Raw genomic sequence first — 17,463 nt, forward strand, 5'->3', positions numbered from 1 at the left:
TTTTTTTATTGTTATCATTAATTTATTGATATTGGAATTTATCTCCTTAAATTAAAATGTCCGCTATATTCAATGCCGGTACCATCCATTAACCGGGCTGTAAACCAGTAATCCGTTGAAGGTAATGGTTGACCATTAAAACTACCGTCCCATCCTAAATCTTCCGGTTCTTGTCTACGTAATAATTTACCGTATCGGTCAAATATGAAAATTTCCATAGGAGGGATCTCATCATCTCCCTGTATTTTTACATTCCAGAAATCGTTGTTATTATCTCCATTAGGCGTAAAGAAAGCAGGGAAACCAAAAACTTTAATTTCACTAATATCTTCCCCGCAACCATTGACCTCACGTACCACTACTTCTCTAAGTCCCAGAGGTACATTTCTAAAAACATTACTGGATTGAAAAGGACCACCGTCCAGACTATATTCAAAATTACCGGCAAAAGGCATATCTGCAATCAGGTCATTTTCATCTGCAAACTGTCCGCGAGATAAAGATAAAGTCAAGTCTCCCGGTTGAATAGCCCGTACGGAATTTACAATGACCTGGCTGGTTTCAGAACATCCGGTAACCCGGTCCGTATAGGTTAAAGCATACGTACCTGCCTGCAGAACAGTAAGTAATTCAGCACCGACTTCCCCGGGAATAGGGGTACCTTCAAAACTCCATTGAAAGTCAAAATCGGCTGGGGATAAACCCGAAAGAATTTCAGGAAGACCGTTTACTCCGGATTGAAAAACACTGCCATCTTCATTTAAGCATAATACTCCGGTTACATCCAGGTCGATAATAGGTATATCTACAATTTCATAGGTTATATTAATACGTCCACTGGTACAATTAATCGTCATATCTTCAGCTTCTACCGAAAAAATATACGTTCCGGGTTGATCTACTACCGGAGTATAACTGGTACTACCTGCTACAACCAATTGGTTATTGTCATCATACCAGTTAGCAGTTAACCCGGCAGCTACGGATACTTCCAGTAAACCGTTAGGATCTCCAAAACAACTGGAATCTTGCCCGCTTGCAGTAATATCTACCGGTGGTGCTACAGAAGGACAGGAACAATCCGGAGCTGTTACTGAAACCTGAGTAGTACAAGCTGCATTACTTGGATTAGTTGCGGTGATATCCACATCAGTTCCATCGGGTATTCCGGTAATCGTACCAGCAGCTACATTCACCGTTCCTACATTAGGCGTAAGAGAATAGTTCCAGGTTCCATTGGCTGTAAAACTAATATCATACGTAGTACGATTGGTAGCACATACGGTACTGTCTATCATGACATCCGGAGTTAAATCTACAGAAACGTTTACCAGCGCTGTTGCCGGAATTGGGCAAGTAGAGGTTGATATAGTGTAAATATAATCCCCAGGAATAGCAGTAGCCGGATCAATGGTACCTCTATCTGCATTAGTCGTCGGTCCCGGGCCAGTCCAGGTTCCTCCCATATCCGGAGTTCCACCTAATTGACTAAAAAGATCAGTAAGACCATCCGTAGAACATAAGCGTATAGCATTATTTAATCCGGGATCGGCTCCAGGTTGTATAATTACCTCCACATTTGCACTTACCTGGCATCCGGCGGTACCTACTGTATACGTATATATTCCCCCTGGATCTGTTGCAGGGTTAAAATCTCCCTGGTCATTAGTTCCAAACTGAACGCTACCGGCAATAGGATCATTAAAAAACCATTCTCCCCCGGGATCCGGCGTACCTCCTAAACGTGAAAGGAGCGTAAAAGTAGTTGCACTACTACAGGTGGTTTCCATTCCATTAATACCAGCATTTCCTAAGGTACCTATAACTACATCTACCGTAGCCAGGCGAGGCAGACAACCTGGAACGGTCAAATCATAGGTATAGGTTCCAGTTATGTTAGAACCCGGGGTAAAGGTCCCTCTATCCCCATTAGTAAGAGGAGGTCCACCAGCCGGACCTGTCCAGGTTCCCCCTGGTATTGCTGCCTGAACTAAAGAAGTAAACAAATCAAATGGAGCCGTTGAAGACGTACAACTTGACTCAGTAAAAGATTCGGTAAAACCAATATATTCTTCCCTCCAATCTAATTCAGGAGTACCTGGGTCATAATTATTAGGGAAAGCCGTAGGCACATCAGTATTAGCTGCATTAGTATTTCCGGTTAATCGTCCTAATACCACCTTATCAAAAGCATCATCTAATCCGTCATTATCCATATCACGTCCTGAGGGGGTTGTGTCCGGAGTACCATCCTGATCTATGTCATAAGCTTCTTCTGTATCGGTCAAGCAATCTCCGGTAGCCGGATCGGAGTTTGTATCTACATAATCCGGTTCCGTATCAGCATTTGTATCTACAGGTACAACTGGGGTACCATTCAGATCATATACATCATCCACTCCGTTAAAATCACCGTCTATTCCGCTAGGGGCCACATATCCTAATGTAGTTTGTCCCTCAATATTATCTACAATTCCGTCATTATCAGAATCAATATCCAGATAATTATCATTAGTACCATCCCCGTCCGTATCAATTAAATTAGGGGTTATAGTACCTGAACCGGTAGCATTGATTGCTCCGTCGAAACGACCATCCCCATTTGTATCTGCTCCGGCATTTCCGGTTTCTACAATATCATAAATCCCATCGTTATCAGAGTCTAAATCTTCTGAGTTGGGAATTCCATCCCTGTCAAAATCACATGCACTGGTAGAAAGGAATATATTATCAATCCCTACATCATTTCCAAAACCGGTCATCGTCTGACGACTAGTTACCCGAATAGCAACCACCGTAGTACCAGCAGGAGCTATAAAATTACCAGTTACAGGAATCCACATATCAGTACCATTAGGAATAGGACCGGAATTACTATCAAAAAGTACCGTATTAGTTGCCTGATCTACCACTTCGATAGTTAGATCAGGTCTAACCACTCCCGGGTCATTATGTAAACTTGCAATAGCCATACTAAAATCATACGTAAGTCCGGGAGTAACCGGCAGGTCTCTTACTTCAAAAATGGGCTTGTTAGCGAAGAAAGCAGTATTCATATTAATCGCCATATAGCGCCCGTTTACATCACCATTTGCATCTACGTTTCTATTTAAGTCAGTAGATAAAAAGGTTTGTACAGTTCCTCCCAGAGCAGTTAATAGAAACGTAGAAGTAGCTACATTATATTCGCCATTTCCACCGTCTAAAGGAAGTCCCGGATTATAAGTTAAATCAGGCACCGCATAACGACTACGTGTTGGACCTCCAAAACCAAAATCTTCTTCTAATATAAAGATAGGTGTTGTAGAGCCTATACCTCCGTTACAATAGCTATCTTCCTCAAGGTTTGGAATCCCATCATTATCTTTATCCTGATCAGTCGTATCATCTACCCCATCCCCGTCAATATCTGTTATGTTACAGGGGCGTACGGTTACCGTAGCAGATTGTGGAGGACAGGCAGTTCCGCCAGCAACGGTATAGGTAAAAACCCCCCCATTTGGATTTGAGGTATCATAAGTTCCGGTACCATTGCTCCAGGTACCACCCATCTGAGGCGTCCCGTTTAGTTCATTAAATAAATTGATAATACCCGTTTTACCACATAAAAATAGGGTCGTATCAAAACCGGCATCCGGTACATCTTCTACGATTATTTCTATATCATCAAAGAGAGGTCCTGATGGCAGTCCATTTACCACAACTGAATAAATAGTTGTTATTTGAGGCGTAAACCTAATAAAAGAACAGGCTCCACCAGGTGCTGGCAAACTACAATTAACAATATTTGGATTACCTTGATCCTTATTCCATTGAACATTATATTGGCTTGTTGCCCCACTTGGTCGTGGTGGATTAACGGCCAGGTTAATTTGAATTTGAGTACCTCTACAAATAGTAGTAGCACCGGACAATGTTGTTAGTGTTGCTGACTGTGCATATAACAATTGCAACAGTACTACGGAAAAGTATAGAGACAGGGATAGTAATTTATGCTTCACAGTTTGTGTTTTAATTGGTTTTTGAACAGCCAAAGGTAACTTTAGTTAAGTGCTAATAACGGTAATTATCTTATCTTTATTTTAACATATTTTAGCTATTCGATAAGAAACTTATATACTCGATAAAAAGCTTGAATTAAAGCCTTATACAGGCTTATTGACCGAATTTAATAGGAATAAAATAAACGCATTAATTTTATCTAGGTATTGATCAAAATATCCCCTGGTAATATTAAAAATTTCTTAAAATATTAGGAATATCTTATATTTACGTTATAAAATTTAGAAGTATGCCTTTTTTAACAGAAAATGAACTACTGGATTATCGAACCCAGATTGAAGAAGCAAAGCAACAAGAAAGAGTAATCAACTATACCCATCATAAACAAATTGAAGATCGTAAAGAAGAAACTCAAAAGTATAAAATTGCTGCGATTCTTCTGGGAATTCTGGCTATTATCGGTATTGCCAGCACCATATACTACCAGTTTTTTAATATGGATCATACTATGATTCCAAAAGAACAATACTTTGCGGAAATTGCTAATTATCAAAATAAAATTACAGAGTTAGAATCTACTATCCAAGAGTTATCAATAAAAAAGGAATTGGCTCAGAATACTACAAGTTCTGAACAACCTTCTTTAAATAACGAATTGGTCTACACCGTGCAAATTGGTGCGTACCGTAACGAAAATATGGATTTATCGCTATACTCTGAAAAGTTTGTGAATTTTAAAGAGATACGTGGGGAACCTTTTAATAAATACGCTATTGGTAATTTTGCTACACTTAAAGAAGCGCAGCAATTTAGAAAACAAATAGTAAAATTAGGATTAAAAAATGCTTTTATAGCTTCTTACCAAGACGGAAAGCGTATAAAAATTGAGAAAACAAGATAATTTGATATTTACTTACTGGTAGTTTCTTTCTGAACTACCTGTTGTATAAATGTAATTATTGCGAAGGCTAATATCCAACGGGTATAAATAAAATAGCGGTCAATACTATGTTCTACCAGACATACTAAAACTGCGTTGCTAAAAAGCAATAAGAATAAAATTAGCATAAAGCTATCTTTTGTATTTCTTTTACGATGTATTACTACTTGAGACGTATAATATAGTAACAATAATACATGAAGGAAAAAGAGAATATATCCGTCAAAAGCATTCAGCAAATTTTGAAAGAAAATCCTGGTAAATTTTAAAAAATTATCCAGCACTAATGGCAACCACATTGCTATTAGCAGATCATTGTTTTTAATAAGTATCCTCTGAGATTCGCTATCTTCTTTTCCGAGAAAAAATCTTCCTTTTTTTGATAGGATCCCAAAAGATAAATCCGCATAATTTTTATGAAGATGGTGGTAAGAAGTATCGTCAAAAGAGGCTTTATAATAGTTTTGCAAAACCCTTGCACTATCTGCTTTTTGATAGACGTACTTAAAATAATTTTGCTTTAAAGGTTCTTTATAGATGTCAAAATCCCCCTGGTCTGCTACAAAAAATGGCATTGCCATAATTTGAACCCCGGTATTTGCCGTACTTACAAATTCTCCCCTCATGGCATAATGGTAACTTTTTTCAAACAACTTTAGGGCAACAGGTAGTAGCAGTACTATAAGCAGACTTGTATATATTATTTTCTTTTTGGCGATACGGATACTTAATGCGTAGAGTAAACTAATGACTAAAACCGGTAGAATAAAGAAAAATTGAGGACGTAAGGAGATTAGAATAAATAATACTGTAAAAAAATAGAATAGTTTTCTGCCCTGATACGTATGTAATAAACTTAATCCGATACCTAACCAAATTAAAAAAGTTGGATAGGCCAAAGCTTCACTTACTATTCTATTGGCCACCAAAATTCCGGGGTCCCAGAAAGGTACTAGCAGTATCACACTAAAACCAATCGTTAAGTAGGCTCTACACTGGTAATGAAATTTAATTTTATGTATAAAAAACCATATGGCGTATAATCCGTAGATCAACTGAACGGTTAGTACATAAGGCCCTAAACCGTCGATTCCAAAGATTTTTTTAAACCCGTATAAAAATAAGGGATAAACTGGGGTAGTTATAATGGTAAGATGTAGATAACTCCCGGTATCTCTTTCCATAATACTTCCTTTACTAAATACATATAGGATGGTTATCAAAAACAAGAAGAGCAAAGATCTGTTTTCTACAGTTTGGGCGGCTTCTCGGATTTTGTCAATAGATAGCATACCGCTTAAAGTTCGGTAGCTACTTTATCTATTACCGCTATGGTGGTATCCAGGTCTTGATAAGTCAAAGCATCTGTCAGGAACCAGGATTCAAAAGCGCTGGGTGCAATGTAAATACCATTTTTCAGTAATTGATGAAAGAAAGTATTAAAAGTCTTATTATTTCCTTTTGCTGCCGAAGCGAAATCAGTTACCGGATCATCGGTAAAATGAACGGATATCATCGAACCTATCCGGTTGATATGATGTGGTACTTTGCGTTTGTAAAAAACTTTAGTTATTCCTTCTTCCAGATATTTGGACTTTTTATTCAAACTGGTAAATACTTCAGGACTATTTTTTAAAGAAGTGAGCATTGCCAAGCCTGCGGCCATAGCTAAAGGATTTCCGCTAAGCGTACCTGCCTGGTAAACCGGCCCTATAGGAGCCAGATAATCCATAATTTCTTTTCTGGCAGCAAATGCCCCTACAGGCAAACCACCTCCGATTACTTTCCCAAAAGTAACCAGGTCAGCGGTCACTCCATATAGTTCTTGTACTCCCCCTAACGCTAATCGAAAACCGGTCATCACTTCATCAAAAATCAAGAGTATTTCATTTTCGTCACACAAGGCTCTTAACTCTTGTAAAAATCCTTCGGCCGGAGGGATACATCCCATATTACCGGCTACCGGTTCTATAATTAAACAAGCAATTTCACCTTTATTAGCCTGCATTAATTTTTCTACGCTTTCCAGGTCATTGTACGTGGCAAGTAGGGTGTCTTTTGCTGTTCCTACCGTTACACCCGGACTATTAGGCATTCCAAAGGTAACCGCACCACTTCCTGCCTGAATCAGAAAGGAATCACTATGCCCGTGATAACAACCGGCAAACTTTATAATCTTATCTTTTCCAGTAAAACCTCGAGCCAAACGTACGGCACTCATACAAGCCTCAGTACCTGAATTTACAAACCGAATTTTATCAATACCCGGAACCAGACTTACTGCCAATTCGGCAATTTCTGTTTCAATTTGCGTAGGCATCCCAAAACTAGTTCCTTGTTTAGCTTTTTCAATAACCGCATTGACCACCGGAGGATAGGCATGTCCCAAAATCATAGGACCCCAGGAATTAATATAATCTATCAAACGGTTTCCATCTTCATCATACAAGTATGCCCCTTTAGCTTCTTTTACAAAGATAGGATCCCCTCCTACTGCTTTAAAGGCTCGTACCGGAGAGTTAACACCTCCGGGAATTACTTGTTGTGCTGCTTTGAATAACGCACTACTTCTTTGATATGTTATCATGAGTTAAAATTCATCAAATTCGCTTTCGGTTTGTTTTAGTTTTAAAACCTGGCCTATAGAAATTGTATTATCTGTTAATTCGTTGATTGCTTTTAAAAGGCTTACTTCCATATCAAAGCGTTTGGCAATGGAATATAAGGTGTCTCCACTTTCTACCTTATATTCTTCGTATTGTTCATTCTTATTGGTAGTTTCTGTAGTTTTTGCAGGAACCGGTTGTACGCTTGTATTTGCTTCCCCAACTGTTTTTTCAGGAACCGGTACCGGTGTAGGTGCTTCAACAATAGCAGGTGTTTCTGTTACTATATCTACGGTTCGAGGTTTATCGTAAGTAGCTAAGCCAAAGCGTTCGATAATACTTATTAATTTTGCCGGATATTTGGGATCTGTTGCATAACCTGCTGCTTTTAAACCTTTGGCCCATGCCCGGTAATCATCTTTTCTATACGTAAACAATTTGGCATAGCGTTTTCGGTTTTTAAGGAATAGAGAGTGGTCCCTAAATGATTCACTAGGGTCGTTGTATTTTCTAAAACACTCCTGCGACAAGTCATCATCGTGATACACCCGGTCTCCGGTCCAACCATGACATTTTATCCCAAAATGATTATTTGCCCGGCTTGTTAATTCGCCATATCCCGCACCTGATTCTAATATTCCCTGTGCCAAGGTAATACTTGCCGGAATGCCATAGGTTGCCATTTCATCCTGCGCAGTACGACTGTAAGCGTTGATATATTGTTGTACTTTTGTATTATAAGAAGTAGCGGGTAAAGGTACCGCTTTAGGTTTTGACACTTCTTTACGAACCCTTACCTCTCTCTGAATTTCTTTAGTCCTGACTGGCAATTCTTTACGAGAGGTTGATGTAATTGCTTTTTTATTTCCCCCACAGGAAAGTAGTATCAAACCTACTCCTATATATTTTAAAAATTTCAATTTGTTCATTCTGATTGTGTCAAAATAAGCGGTTTATTCTTAGCTGCCAATTTTTGATTCATTGCCACAATACCTTGTAATCCGCCTGTGTGAATTGCAAAAATACGAGTATTTTTCTTAAAATAACCATTCCGGATCATATCAAAAATTCCGTAAAATAGTTTACCTGTATAGATCGGATCTAACAATATACCGTACGCTTTATAAAAAGCATTCATAAAGGTTATAAGCTCATCCGTCACTTTTCCATATCCCCCGAAGTGATAGGACGTAACCAATTCCCAGTTATTTTTCCTTGTCCATGTACCAATTTCAGCAGATACAAAGGTTCCTTTTAAAGCCGGAAAACCTATTACCTTTTGTAAAGGGTTGCTACTATTACAGAGACCGGCTAATGTACCTCCGGTTCCCACCGAAGCACAGATAAAATCAGCCTTGTTTTCTTTAGGAAGAATTTCCTGACAGCCTTTTACCGCTAATTGATTCGTTCCGCCTTCGGGAATGATATAAGCCTGAGGAAATTCATTCTTTAATTGTTGTAAGAAATTTTGGTCATTTTTCGCTCTATATTGTTCGCGAGAAATAAATTTAAACTGCATTCCGTACTCTTTAGCTTTTGCTAAAGTTGTGTTTTTTAAAAGAGTGTGCTTAAGGTTTTTTCCTAATTCTTCTCCACGGATTACTCCGATAGTGGGTATATTACAAATGTTTCCTGCTTTGGCTACGGCTGCAATATGATTGCTATAGGCTCCGCCAAAGGTTAGTATACTTTTATAATTACCTTTAATAGCTTCTTTAAAATTATACTTTAATTTACGGAATTTATTTCCTGACACTTCTTTATCAATGCAATCTTCCCGTATAACGGTTAAAGTAATTTTATGCTTATCCAAAAAATCTGACCGTAATTGAGTTTGAGGAACCGTTGGGTTTTGTTCAAAGAAAGACAAGTTCACCATTATAAATAAACTAAAAACTTCCAAAAACTACGTTTTGTCAAATAGTGCAGATCATTCTCATTTTGATAAGCTTCTTTTTCAAAACTAATATTTTGATAAGCTATATGGGCATTTTTAAACCGTAACCACTTTAGGAAAAATTCTATGACATACCAAATATAGAAGAAAAGAACGCCTAATTCTAATTGTTGGCGTAGGTGAATACGTTCATGATTTAAAAATATACGATCGTGTCTTAGGTAATCCTTTTTAATAACAATAAACGGCCACAAAGCTACTCCGGCAAAACGGCGACCCATCAAATATTTGTTAACTAAAATTGGCATCCACGCACAAGATAGTATTTTTGTAGGATGAACCGTTCAAAAAAAGTACCAAAACCTGAAGAAGGTGATTTTTATTTGACCCCGGAAGGATATCGTTGCTTTACGGAACAATATCACCTGAAACGTGGTTATTGTTGTGAAAGTGGTTGCCGTCATTGCCCGTATGGTTATAATAAAAAGACCAATAGCTATTCTTAAAATAACATAAATACTTCATTTCAAGTCTTATTTATTGGTATACAAGCCTTTTTTCTTTATAATATATGGTATCTTGAGATTGAAATACGTGACATATTGGTATAATTGTTGTGATTTCGGTTATGTATTAAATTTAAAATTTTAGAAGATGAAGAGGTTAGTTACTTTATTAACAATTTTTGCGGCTTTTGTTTTGACATCTTGTAGTACGGTGCGGGTGGCTTCCGATTTTGACCGACAGGTGAACTTTCAAAATTATAGAACTTTTGCTTTTTTTAAACCGGGGATTGATAAAGCAGATATTAGTGACCTGGATAAAAAAAGAATTTTACGGGCAATTGAAGGCGATCTGATAGCTAAAGGTTTTGTAAAATCTGAGAACCCGGATATGTTAGTCAGTATTTTTACAAAAACTCAGAAAAATGTAAATGTATATAATAACAACTTTAACGTAGGTTGGGGTTACGGATGGGGATGGAGTCCTTGGTTCTGGGGTGGTAATTTTAATAATGTGTCGCAGGTAACTGAAGGTACGTTGTATATTGATTTCATCGATTCTCGTAAAAAGGAACTAATTTGGCAAGGTATGGGTACTTCTGCCCTTACTACGCAGATTGATAAAAAGCAGGAAAAAATGAACGAAATTGTTTCAGCAATTTTAGAAAAATATCCGCCGGAGCAACGACGACCTTTATAAAATTTATCTTCTTTATAACTATATGCTAAGATGCCGTAAATGATCAATTTGATTTACGGCATCTTATTATTAAAGTGGTTTACACTTTTAATAATTTTTTACTATTTGTTCTAAAATACCCTATCTTTAAAACAGTAACATTGATCTGTTTATGCGGAATTTCTTTTTAGGTTGTTTACTGACTTTTATTTCGGCTTTTGCAATCTATCATTTTATTGAAAATAAAAAATCTCGTATTACTCAAATTGAGTCTACCGAATTACTACTGCATCAGATTAATAATGTTGGTAAACTTATAGTAACCGAAGGGCATTTTTCTGAGGTAATTACTTATAAGGATGCTAAAAAGTTATACATGGACTTTTTGACCGCTGAAAAGAAGGCAATAGTGGTGGTTAATGCGAAAGCAACGGTTTCTTATGACCTTCATCAGATTAAACATACCATAGATACTAAAAATAAAACAGTAACCCTTACTGAAATCCCAAAAGCGGAATTACAAATTGACCCGAAAATCACTTATCATGATATGCAACAGGATTATTTAAACCGATTCACCCCAGAGGATCACAATACAATTCGGAAGCAACTGGAACTGCGACTTCAAAAGAAAATCGAACAATCTACTTTACTTAAAAATGCAGAAAATCGATTGTTAAGTGAATTGCAAAAGATATATTTACTAACCAGTTCACTGGATTGGACGCTTCAATATAACGGAAAAACAATCAAAACTACAGAAGATTTAATTTTGTAAATATTACTTATTCTTGTGACGTTTCTATTTGATTTTTTAAGGTATTCCAAAAGATCATATCTCCTATTTGATATTTTGTTCTATCCGCAGATTTGGTTTGATATGAAATACTGTTTTCCCCGATTTGAATAATGATGGTGGTTTGATCTATAATTTTTAATACTGTTCCTTTTAAGATATGGGTTTGCCCGGCAACCATATTAGTCAATAATTCTAAAGGTGGGGCTTCTTTTATAATACGCCCTTTTTGAAGTAGCCATATTTGATCGGACATCTTACAAACTTCTTCACGGTCGTGACTGGCCATCAGTATGGTGGTGTTATTTTCTTTCTGAAATGTCTTGAGAAACACATGCATTTTATTTCGTATTCCAATATCCAAAGCAGAAAAAGGTTCATCCAGTAATAATATTTTAGGTTTTTGAACTAAAGCCCTTGCAAAGGCTACCCGCTGTTGTTGTCCTCCTGAAAGCTGAGTTGCTTTTTTATCCTGAAGCTTCTCTAAATCAATAACCTTTAATAATGTATAAATATCAGTATTAGAATTAGTATGTTGTTTAGCATATTCCAGGTTTTGACGAACCGTCATTGATGGAAATAACAAGTATTTTTGAGAAACATAACCAATGTTCCGCTTTTGTGGTGATAAAAAAATACGATCTTGACTGTGGTACCAACTAACTTTATCTACAGTGATAGTACCATCATCAGGAACTTGTAAGCCTGCTAGAATTCGCAAAATCGTCGTTTTACCTGAACCTGATTCCCCGTATATACTAATAAATGAAGCTTTGGGTACATAGGTTGAGATATTTAGGTCAAGCAAGCCTTCTACTGTATGGATTTTTTTCCGGAAGTTTATTTTAATCATCTCCAGAAACGTTTTAAAAATCCGGAATTTACCCCTTGTACCGCTAACAAGATGATAAAACTAACACCAAAAAGAAACAAGGAATAAATATGCGCTTGTTCATATTGTAAGGTTTCCACCAGGTCATAGATAGCGATAGATACCACCCGGGTTTCGTTTGGGATGCTCCCTCCTATCATCAATACTACCCCAAATTCTCCTAAAGTATGTGCAAAGGTTAAAATGATTCCGGTAAGTAACGCAGGTTTGATAGCGGGTAAGAGTACTTTTATTATTACGTTGAATTTGGATTTTCCTAATACATACGCTGCTTCTGATAATTCCCTTGGTAAACTCGCAAAACCCGACCGTATTGGATTGATCATGAAGGGTAAACTATATATTACAGATCCAATTAAGAGTCCGGTAAAGGAAAAAACCAGGGACTGATTAGTTAGATTCAGGTACCATTTACCAGGTAGAGATTCGGGACTTAACAGAAGTAGTAGATAGAAACCTAACACCGTAGGCGGTAAGACTAAAGGCATACTTACTAAAGCTGAAATAACTACTTTTAACCGGGAGTTATTTATAGCTAACCAATAACTAAATGGTACAGCAATCACTAATAAAATTGCTGTAGTGAGTACTGCCAATTTAAAAGTAAGTACAATCGGAGTCCAATCCATTATGTTGAAAGTTCACTACCCTATCGGGTTGGTAGTAAATATCCAAAATCTTTTAAAATAATCCCGGCTTCTTCAGATAAAATGAAATTAATAAATTTTTGAGCATTTTGTACGGGTACCTCCTCCTTTGTAGTTATTACAAGGTCCTGCGCAATAGGCGGGTAACTGGTATCTGGCAGTTTGATCCATGTTCCTTTTGTTTCAATATCTTTTGCCAGTACCGTGGAGAGAGAGGTGAAACCTATACTAACGGCTCCTGTTAAGATAAAATGATTTGCCTGGGATATACTTTCAGCATAAACCAGCTTCGACTTTACTTTTTCGTATAAGCTTTGATGCTTTAAAAAAGCAATCGCTGCACTTCCATATGGGGCCACCTCCGGGTTTGGTATGACAATACGTTTAATCATTGGGTGAGTCAGTTCGTCCGGAGTTACGTTTATTTTTTTATTGGTACTCCATAATACTAACTGACCGTAGGCATAGGTTACCGGGGGCTGATTGGTCATACCTTTTTTATAAATAGTCTGAGGGTATTGCTGATCTGCGGATAAAAAAAGGTGATAAGGCGCTCCTTGAAGTATTTGAGCCGTATGTTTTCCGGAAGAACCAACAATCAGTTCACAAGTAATCCCTGTCTTGTTAGTAAATTTTTTAATTAGTTTTTTAATTACGAATTGCGTATTTGAGGCGGTTGCAATTCGTAAAACTTCCTCTTTTTTATTAGATTGACACCCGATAAAAAGAAAAATTATAAAACTCAGGATTTGGTATTTAAAAAAAATCCGGATAATGGTCATGGTTGGTTTTTAAAACAAGCGACAAAACTACAGTACTCTCAAATCTTAAACGAATCTATTCTACTAATTAAATGTTAGAAAAGTAGTTAGTATTACAGTTTATTACAAACTGTAATCGGTATTTCTACTATTACTGCAAAAAAAATTCAATTTTTTAAATTTACTAATTTAATATTAACTCCTATAATTCAATACTTTAAAAGTTTACAAATACTTACAAACGAATACAAACGAACGTAAACGTTTCCCAACCGACTAGCTCTTGTAATGCATTATAGGTTTGCAGTGTTCAAAATTAATACTGTTCCATTTAATTATAAAGAACAGCAATAAGTAACAAATTTTAAAACTATACATTATGAATGCACTGAAAAACTAAGTACAATTAATCGGACACCTGGGACAAGATCCTGAAATTTTACAACTAGAATCCGGAAAGAAACTTGCTAAATTCTCCTTAGCCACGAATGATTACTATTATAATAAAAGCGGTGATAAAGTGGAAGATACTCAATGGCATAATATTGTAGCCTGGGGTAAAACTGCAGATATCATTGAAAAATATGTAAACAAAGGACAGGAAGTTGCCGTAGATGGTAAACTTACTTCTAGAAGCTATGAAGATAAAGACGGTATTAAACGTTATATCACCGAAATCGTATGTAAAGAATTTCTAATGTTAGGGAGTAGGTAAATCTGACTAAACTTTTAAAATAACTACTAGAATAATCCGGTTTCTCTATATAACTACTACATAGGGAAGCCGGTTTTGATATTTTTACATAATCTACTTTACCACTACATTCAGAAAGTTTATTTATTATCTTGATCTATATCAACTTAATGATTTCTTGTCAAATTTGAGGTATCTGCAATGAAGTATAATTTAATTATAAGATACCTTTTAATAAGACGGCAATCATGTTATTCTTTAAAATTTCAGGATTGATATCTTTTTGATTCGGGTACCACAGATAGAGGGTACGTAAAGTAGATAAGGTAGAAAAAACCATAATTTCAATATCGTAAGGTTGAATAGTCCCTTCCTGTACTCCATCTACAATAATAGACCGGAAATTTTCTTCGTAGGCTACCCGCATGTTTTTAAAATACTCCAGGTTTTTTTCTTCCAGGTGCATCCAGTCGTTATTTAAAGAAGCTAATCCGTCTGCATTAGTGAGGGTAATTTCTATATGTAGGCGAATGATTTTTTCAATTTTTTCTATCGGACTTAAATCAGAGTTCACAATAGTATTCATTCCTTCCGTAAAAGTTTCGGCTAACCTTATGATGATTAGAGATAAAATCTCCTGTTTTGAGGTAATATGATTGTATAAACTTGCCGCTTTGATCCCCATGGCAGTAGCAAGATCCCGCATTGTAACTGCACTAAACCCTTTTTCTTTAAATAAAATAGCAGCTGCTTCAATTATTTCTAGTTTTCTTCCTTCTATTACCATACAGCTTTGTGTGTTTGATTACGTATCCCTTTAGTATATAATTAACACCGTAAAAATATAATAAATTTGGTTGCCATAGGTTTCAAATAGGAAAACTATTGAATAAATGCAAGAAATATGAAAAATTTAGTTATCGGAATTTTAAGTCTTTTTCTGGCAAAAGATTGTAATTCTTCTAATAGCCAGGTGAGGGAAGTTGCGGAGACTACTATTGAAAAACAAGCTACAACTCCTGAGAAACCTACCCAAATAACAGGTGTTGTATATAAAGTAATGCAATTACAAACAAAAAGTTTAACTACGAATCAACCTACAGTGCGAATGCTCCCTTCTGAAAATTCAGTTTCCGGAAATTCAGGTTGTAATTCGTATACGGTTTCTTATACTAAAGAAGGTGATCAGTACAATTTCGGATATCCTATGGCTACTAAGATATTTTGTGAAGGAAGTTCTGAAAGCGAGTTTTTTACCACACTTAGAGAAATTAAAACGATTACTCAAACTAAAAACAAAATGATAGCACAAAGTAAAGAAGGAAAAATCTTATTTGAAGCAGTTGCTATTAAAAACTAACTTTTAAAATACTATTAAAATTACTTCACTACAATTTTCTTATGCAATACTAATTGATTAGAAGAATCTATCAATTTGAGAAAATACATTCCGGGCGTAAACCCAGCCGTAGGAATTCCTGAAGTGATTCCTATCAATCTTTTACTAGCTACTAATTGACCAGTTACGTTATAGAGTTGATAGGTAAGATTTTTTATGGTGTTATTTTCTATAAACAATACTTCTTTTACCGGGTTAGGATAGATTACAATTTTTTGATCGGTTGGCTCTAAGTCGTCAACCGTTAAACTTGATATCTGGATTAATTCGTCTAATACTTCAACCCCGGTGTTGATAGGGTCTAACCAGTCTGATAGACGCGAAGCTTCAGTTGTACCAAAATCCCAAGATACATCAAACCTTCCGAATACATCCGGTTCATTATTATCACTTAATCCGTCGCAAAAAGCCCCACCTCCAAATAGTTGTCCTATAATACGACCGTTCTGATCAAATAACGCCGAACCGGAAGAACCTTTTTCAGTAACTCCGATATCCCAATCATCAGTCCTCCAAACTTCTGAACTCTGTCTGTCAATACTTGCTCTGCTTTTGACGGGTGATTCATTATCCCGACTTATTTTCATAATATCTCCGCGCGGATGATGGATGCTTACGGTATAATCCGGCACATCTCCGGATCGGTCCCATCCCGCCCAAGTCAGGTTCCATCGATCATCTAACCCACCGGTAATTCGTATTAAACGCATATCAGACTCTTCGCTTAAAGCTAAACGTTCTGACCCGCTCGTAGTCTGATAAAAATTATCAGGTCCGTTATCAATATTTTCCTGATCCGTTGCACATACCGTGTTCTCACTAATCCAGTTAAAGCGAAACGACCAGTTTGCCTCTCCTCCCCCACAATGAAAAGCGGTTAACAAATAGGGGGCTTTATCATTTTCGGTATTGTTAATTAATGTACCTGTGCAAAAACTACCAATAGGTGAGATAATTAACGCAACTGATTGTTTTAAAACATCCCTCCTTGCTTCAAAATCATTTCCGATTTCACAATTGACATCTTGGTTGCAATTTCCGGAAGCATTCAGGTTTTTTTGCTGTAAGTTCGTATCGGTTACACTTCGATACCCATGAACTACGCTCCCTAAATGAAGCAGACCTTCACTTTTTGCAGTGGCAGGCACAAAATATTCCAAAGTAATCATATCTCCTTCTGCAAGCCAGGTACCTAGACTATTGTTTTTATTGTTCATTTTATTTGTGTAGGCGCCCAACACAAAACTTTTGTCCAGATTGTAAAGATGTAAGGTGGCACCTTCAGGCAAACGATATTGGTCGAATACAAAGTTTAAAGTTTTTGCACCTTTTGAAAATATACGAAGTCTCCAGATTTTATCCCCATTTGCTAATTTGGTTAAATTCCCCTTACTTTTTAAATCAATTGCTACCTTATGTTCATACCCAAACCTAAAAACTTTATTTGCCTTTTGATCGTTTACTTGATCTTCAGCTTTAAGTTTTTCCAAATCAAAAGATGGCATTTCTATAATCGGAATTGAAACATTTGATTTCAATTGAGAAGTAAAACTTTGAGGAGGAATATTGGTTATTTGTGCTTCTATACTTTCCGGTAATAAAAACAGTAAACAGCCGGTAATAAAATATAGAATTTTCATGGGTTTT

General features: G+C 36.6%; 17 protein-coding genes. 6 read left to right on the forward strand and 11 right to left on the reverse strand.

Annotation, left to right across the window (positions count from 1 at the left end):
• Window positions 1–38 precede the first annotated feature (38 nt).
• Window positions 39–4,001: a T9SS type B sorting domain-containing protein gene (locus tag NBT05_RS01350; RefSeq protein WP_265771626.1), complete on the reverse strand. Its 3,963-nt coding sequence runs from the start codon at window positions 3,999–4,001 to the stop codon at window positions 39–41.
• 290 nt (window positions 4,002–4,291) lie between these two features.
• Between NBT05_RS01350 and NBT05_RS01355 the strand changes: the two genes are divergently transcribed.
• Entirely contained in the window at window positions 4,292–4,903 is a 612-nt protein-coding gene (locus tag NBT05_RS01355; RefSeq protein ID WP_265771627.1) for an SPOR domain-containing protein, read from the forward strand.
• Window positions 4,904–4,911: 8 nt separating this feature from the next.
• On the opposite strand, the gene NBT05_RS01360 is transcribed toward NBT05_RS01355, so the two are convergent.
• Genes NBT05_RS01360 through NBT05_RS01380 form a run of 5 tightly spaced genes read right to left on the reverse strand, consistent with a single transcriptional unit; the run spans window position 4,912 to window position 9,753 of the window.
• Complete coding sequence (locus NBT05_RS01360; protein WP_265771628.1) at window positions 4,912–6,234, reverse strand: hypothetical protein; 1,323 nt, start codon at window positions 6,232–6,234, stop codon at window positions 4,912–4,914.
• Between the two features lie 5 nt (window positions 6,235–6,239).
• Complete coding sequence (gene hemL / locus NBT05_RS01365) at window positions 6,240–7,526, reverse strand: glutamate-1-semialdehyde 2,1-aminomutase (protein ID WP_265773191.1); 1,287 nt, start codon at window positions 7,524–7,526, stop codon at window positions 6,240–6,242.
• Between the two features lie 6 nt (window positions 7,527–7,532).
• Complete coding sequence (locus tag NBT05_RS01370; RefSeq protein WP_265771629.1) at window positions 7,533–8,477, reverse strand: glucosaminidase domain-containing protein; 945 nt, start codon at window positions 8,475–8,477, stop codon at window positions 7,533–7,535.
• Window positions 8,474–9,427, reverse strand: coding sequence for a 1-aminocyclopropane-1-carboxylate deaminase/D-cysteine desulfhydrase (locus NBT05_RS01375; protein ID WP_416346190.1), 954 nt, complete (start codon window positions 9,425–9,427; stop codon window positions 8,474–8,476). Before NBT05_RS01375 ends, NBT05_RS01370 begins: the two co-directional genes overlap by 4 nt.
• Window positions 9,427–9,753: a hypothetical protein gene (locus NBT05_RS01380; RefSeq protein ID WP_265771631.1), complete on the reverse strand. Its 327-nt coding sequence runs from the start codon at window positions 9,751–9,753 to the stop codon at window positions 9,427–9,429. Before NBT05_RS01380 ends, NBT05_RS01375 begins: the two co-directional genes overlap by 1 nt.
• A gap of 27 nt (window positions 9,754–9,780) precedes the next feature.
• On the opposite strand from NBT05_RS01380, the gene NBT05_RS01385 reads away from it, so the two are divergent.
• The 3 genes from NBT05_RS01385 (at window position 9,781) to NBT05_RS01395 (ending at window position 11,405) form a co-directional block, all read left to right on the forward strand.
• A complete protein-coding gene (locus NBT05_RS01385) occupies window positions 9,781–9,951 on the forward strand; it encodes a DUF5522 domain-containing protein (RefSeq protein WP_265771632.1) in 171 nt (56 codons plus the stop codon).
• Window positions 9,952–10,099: 148 nt separating this feature from the next.
• Window positions 10,100–10,648 (forward strand): DUF4136 domain-containing protein, encoded by a 549-nt coding sequence (locus tag NBT05_RS01390; protein ID WP_265771633.1) that lies wholly within the window; start codon window positions 10,100–10,102, stop codon window positions 10,646–10,648.
• 151 nt (window positions 10,649–10,799) lie between these two features.
• Entirely contained in the window at window positions 10,800–11,405 is a 606-nt protein-coding gene (locus tag NBT05_RS01395) for a DUF4230 domain-containing protein (protein ID WP_265771634.1), read from the forward strand.
• 7 nt (window positions 11,406–11,412) lie between these two features.
• Here the strand turns inward: NBT05_RS01395 and NBT05_RS01400 are convergent, their stop codons facing one another.
• From NBT05_RS01400 to modA, 3 genes are read right to left on the reverse strand one after another with little or no spacing between them, the layout of a single operon-like run.
• Window positions 11,413–12,276 (reverse strand): ABC transporter ATP-binding protein, encoded by an 864-nt coding sequence (locus tag NBT05_RS01400; protein ID WP_265771635.1) that lies wholly within the window; start codon window positions 12,274–12,276, stop codon window positions 11,413–11,415.
• Window positions 12,273–12,944 carry a molybdate ABC transporter permease subunit gene (gene modB / locus NBT05_RS01405; RefSeq protein ID WP_265771636.1) on the reverse strand — a complete coding sequence of 224 codons (672 nt, stop codon included), beginning with the start codon at window positions 12,942–12,944 and terminating at the stop codon, window positions 12,273–12,275. The genes NBT05_RS01400 and modB overlap by 4 nt, the downstream gene beginning before the upstream one ends.
• A gap of 20 nt (window positions 12,945–12,964) precedes the next feature.
• Window positions 12,965–13,744, reverse strand: a complete 780-nt coding sequence (modA, locus tag NBT05_RS01410; RefSeq protein ID WP_265771637.1) for a molybdate ABC transporter substrate-binding protein — start codon at window positions 13,742–13,744, stop codon at window positions 12,965–12,967.
• Between the two features lie 388 nt (window positions 13,745–14,132).
• Here modA and NBT05_RS01415 point away from each other — a divergent pair, with 388 nt between their 5' ends.
• Window positions 14,133–14,438 carry a single-stranded DNA-binding protein gene (locus tag NBT05_RS01415; protein ID WP_265773192.1) on the forward strand — a complete coding sequence of 102 codons (306 nt, stop codon included), beginning with the start codon at window positions 14,133–14,135 and terminating at the stop codon, window positions 14,436–14,438.
• Window positions 14,439–14,634: 196 nt separating this feature from the next.
• Here the strand turns inward: NBT05_RS01415 and NBT05_RS01420 are convergent, their stop codons facing one another.
• A complete protein-coding gene (locus NBT05_RS01420) occupies window positions 14,635–15,204 on the reverse strand; it encodes a TetR/AcrR family transcriptional regulator (protein WP_265771638.1) in 570 nt (189 codons plus the stop codon).
• A 117-nt stretch (window positions 15,205–15,321) separates the two neighbouring features.
• On the opposite strand from NBT05_RS01420, the gene NBT05_RS01425 reads away from it, so the two are divergent.
• A complete protein-coding gene (locus tag NBT05_RS01425; protein ID WP_265771639.1) occupies window positions 15,322–15,777 on the forward strand; it encodes an META domain-containing protein in 456 nt (151 codons plus the stop codon).
• A 20-nt stretch (window positions 15,778–15,797) separates the two neighbouring features.
• Here NBT05_RS01425 and NBT05_RS01430 read toward each other — a convergent pair whose 3' ends face one another.
• Complete coding sequence (locus NBT05_RS01430; RefSeq protein ID WP_265771640.1) at window positions 15,798–17,456, reverse strand: T9SS type A sorting domain-containing protein; 1,659 nt, start codon at window positions 17,454–17,456, stop codon at window positions 15,798–15,800.
• Window positions 17,457–17,463: the final 7 nt, after the last annotated feature.

This window comes from Aquimarina sp. ERC-38, assembly GCF_026222555.1.
In the GTDB taxonomy this organism is placed as follows: domain Bacteria; phylum Bacteroidota; class Bacteroidia; order Flavobacteriales; family Flavobacteriaceae; genus Aquimarina.

Coding starts and splice junctions, on each gene's coding strand:
- NBT05_RS01385 (WP_265771632.1), top strand. CDS start 9,781: ATGAACCGTTCAAAAAAAGTACCAAAACCTGAAGAAGGTGATTTTTAT.
- modB (WP_265771636.1), bottom strand. CDS start 12,944: ATGGATTGGACTCCGATTGTACTTACTTTTAAATTGGCAGTACTCACT.
- modA (WP_265771637.1), bottom strand. CDS start 13,744: ATGACCATTATCCGGATTTTTTTTAAATACCAAATCCTGAGTTTTATA.
- NBT05_RS01370 (WP_265771629.1), bottom strand. CDS start 8,477: ATGAACAAATTGAAATTTTTAAAATATATAGGAGTAGGTTTGATACTA.
- NBT05_RS01375 (WP_416346190.1), bottom strand. CDS start 9,427: ATGGTGAACTTGTCTTTCTTTGAACAAAACCCAACGGTTCCTCAAACT.
- NBT05_RS01355 (WP_265771627.1), top strand. CDS start 4,292: ATGCCTTTTTTAACAGAAAATGAACTACTGGATTATCGAACCCAGATT.
- NBT05_RS01360 (WP_265771628.1), bottom strand. CDS start 6,234: ATGCTATCTATTGACAAAATCCGAGAAGCCGCCCAAACTGTAGAAAAC.
- NBT05_RS01425 (WP_265771639.1), top strand. CDS start 15,322: ATGAAAAATTTAGTTATCGGAATTTTAAGTCTTTTTCTGGCAAAAGAT.
- NBT05_RS01420 (WP_265771638.1), bottom strand. CDS start 15,204: ATGGTAATAGAAGGAAGAAAACTAGAAATAATTGAAGCAGCTGCTATT.
- NBT05_RS01380 (WP_265771631.1), bottom strand. CDS start 9,753: ATGCCAATTTTAGTTAACAAATATTTGATGGGTCGCCGTTTTGCCGGA.
- NBT05_RS01430 (WP_265771640.1), bottom strand. CDS start 17,456: ATGAAAATTCTATATTTTATTACCGGCTGTTTACTGTTTTTATTACCG.
- NBT05_RS01400 (WP_265771635.1), bottom strand. CDS start 12,276: ATGATTAAAATAAACTTCCGGAAAAAAATCCATACAGTAGAAGGCTTG.
- NBT05_RS01395 (WP_265771634.1), top strand. CDS start 10,800: ATGCGGAATTTCTTTTTAGGTTGTTTACTGACTTTTATTTCGGCTTTT.
- NBT05_RS01390 (WP_265771633.1), top strand. CDS start 10,100: ATGAAGAGGTTAGTTACTTTATTAACAATTTTTGCGGCTTTTGTTTTG.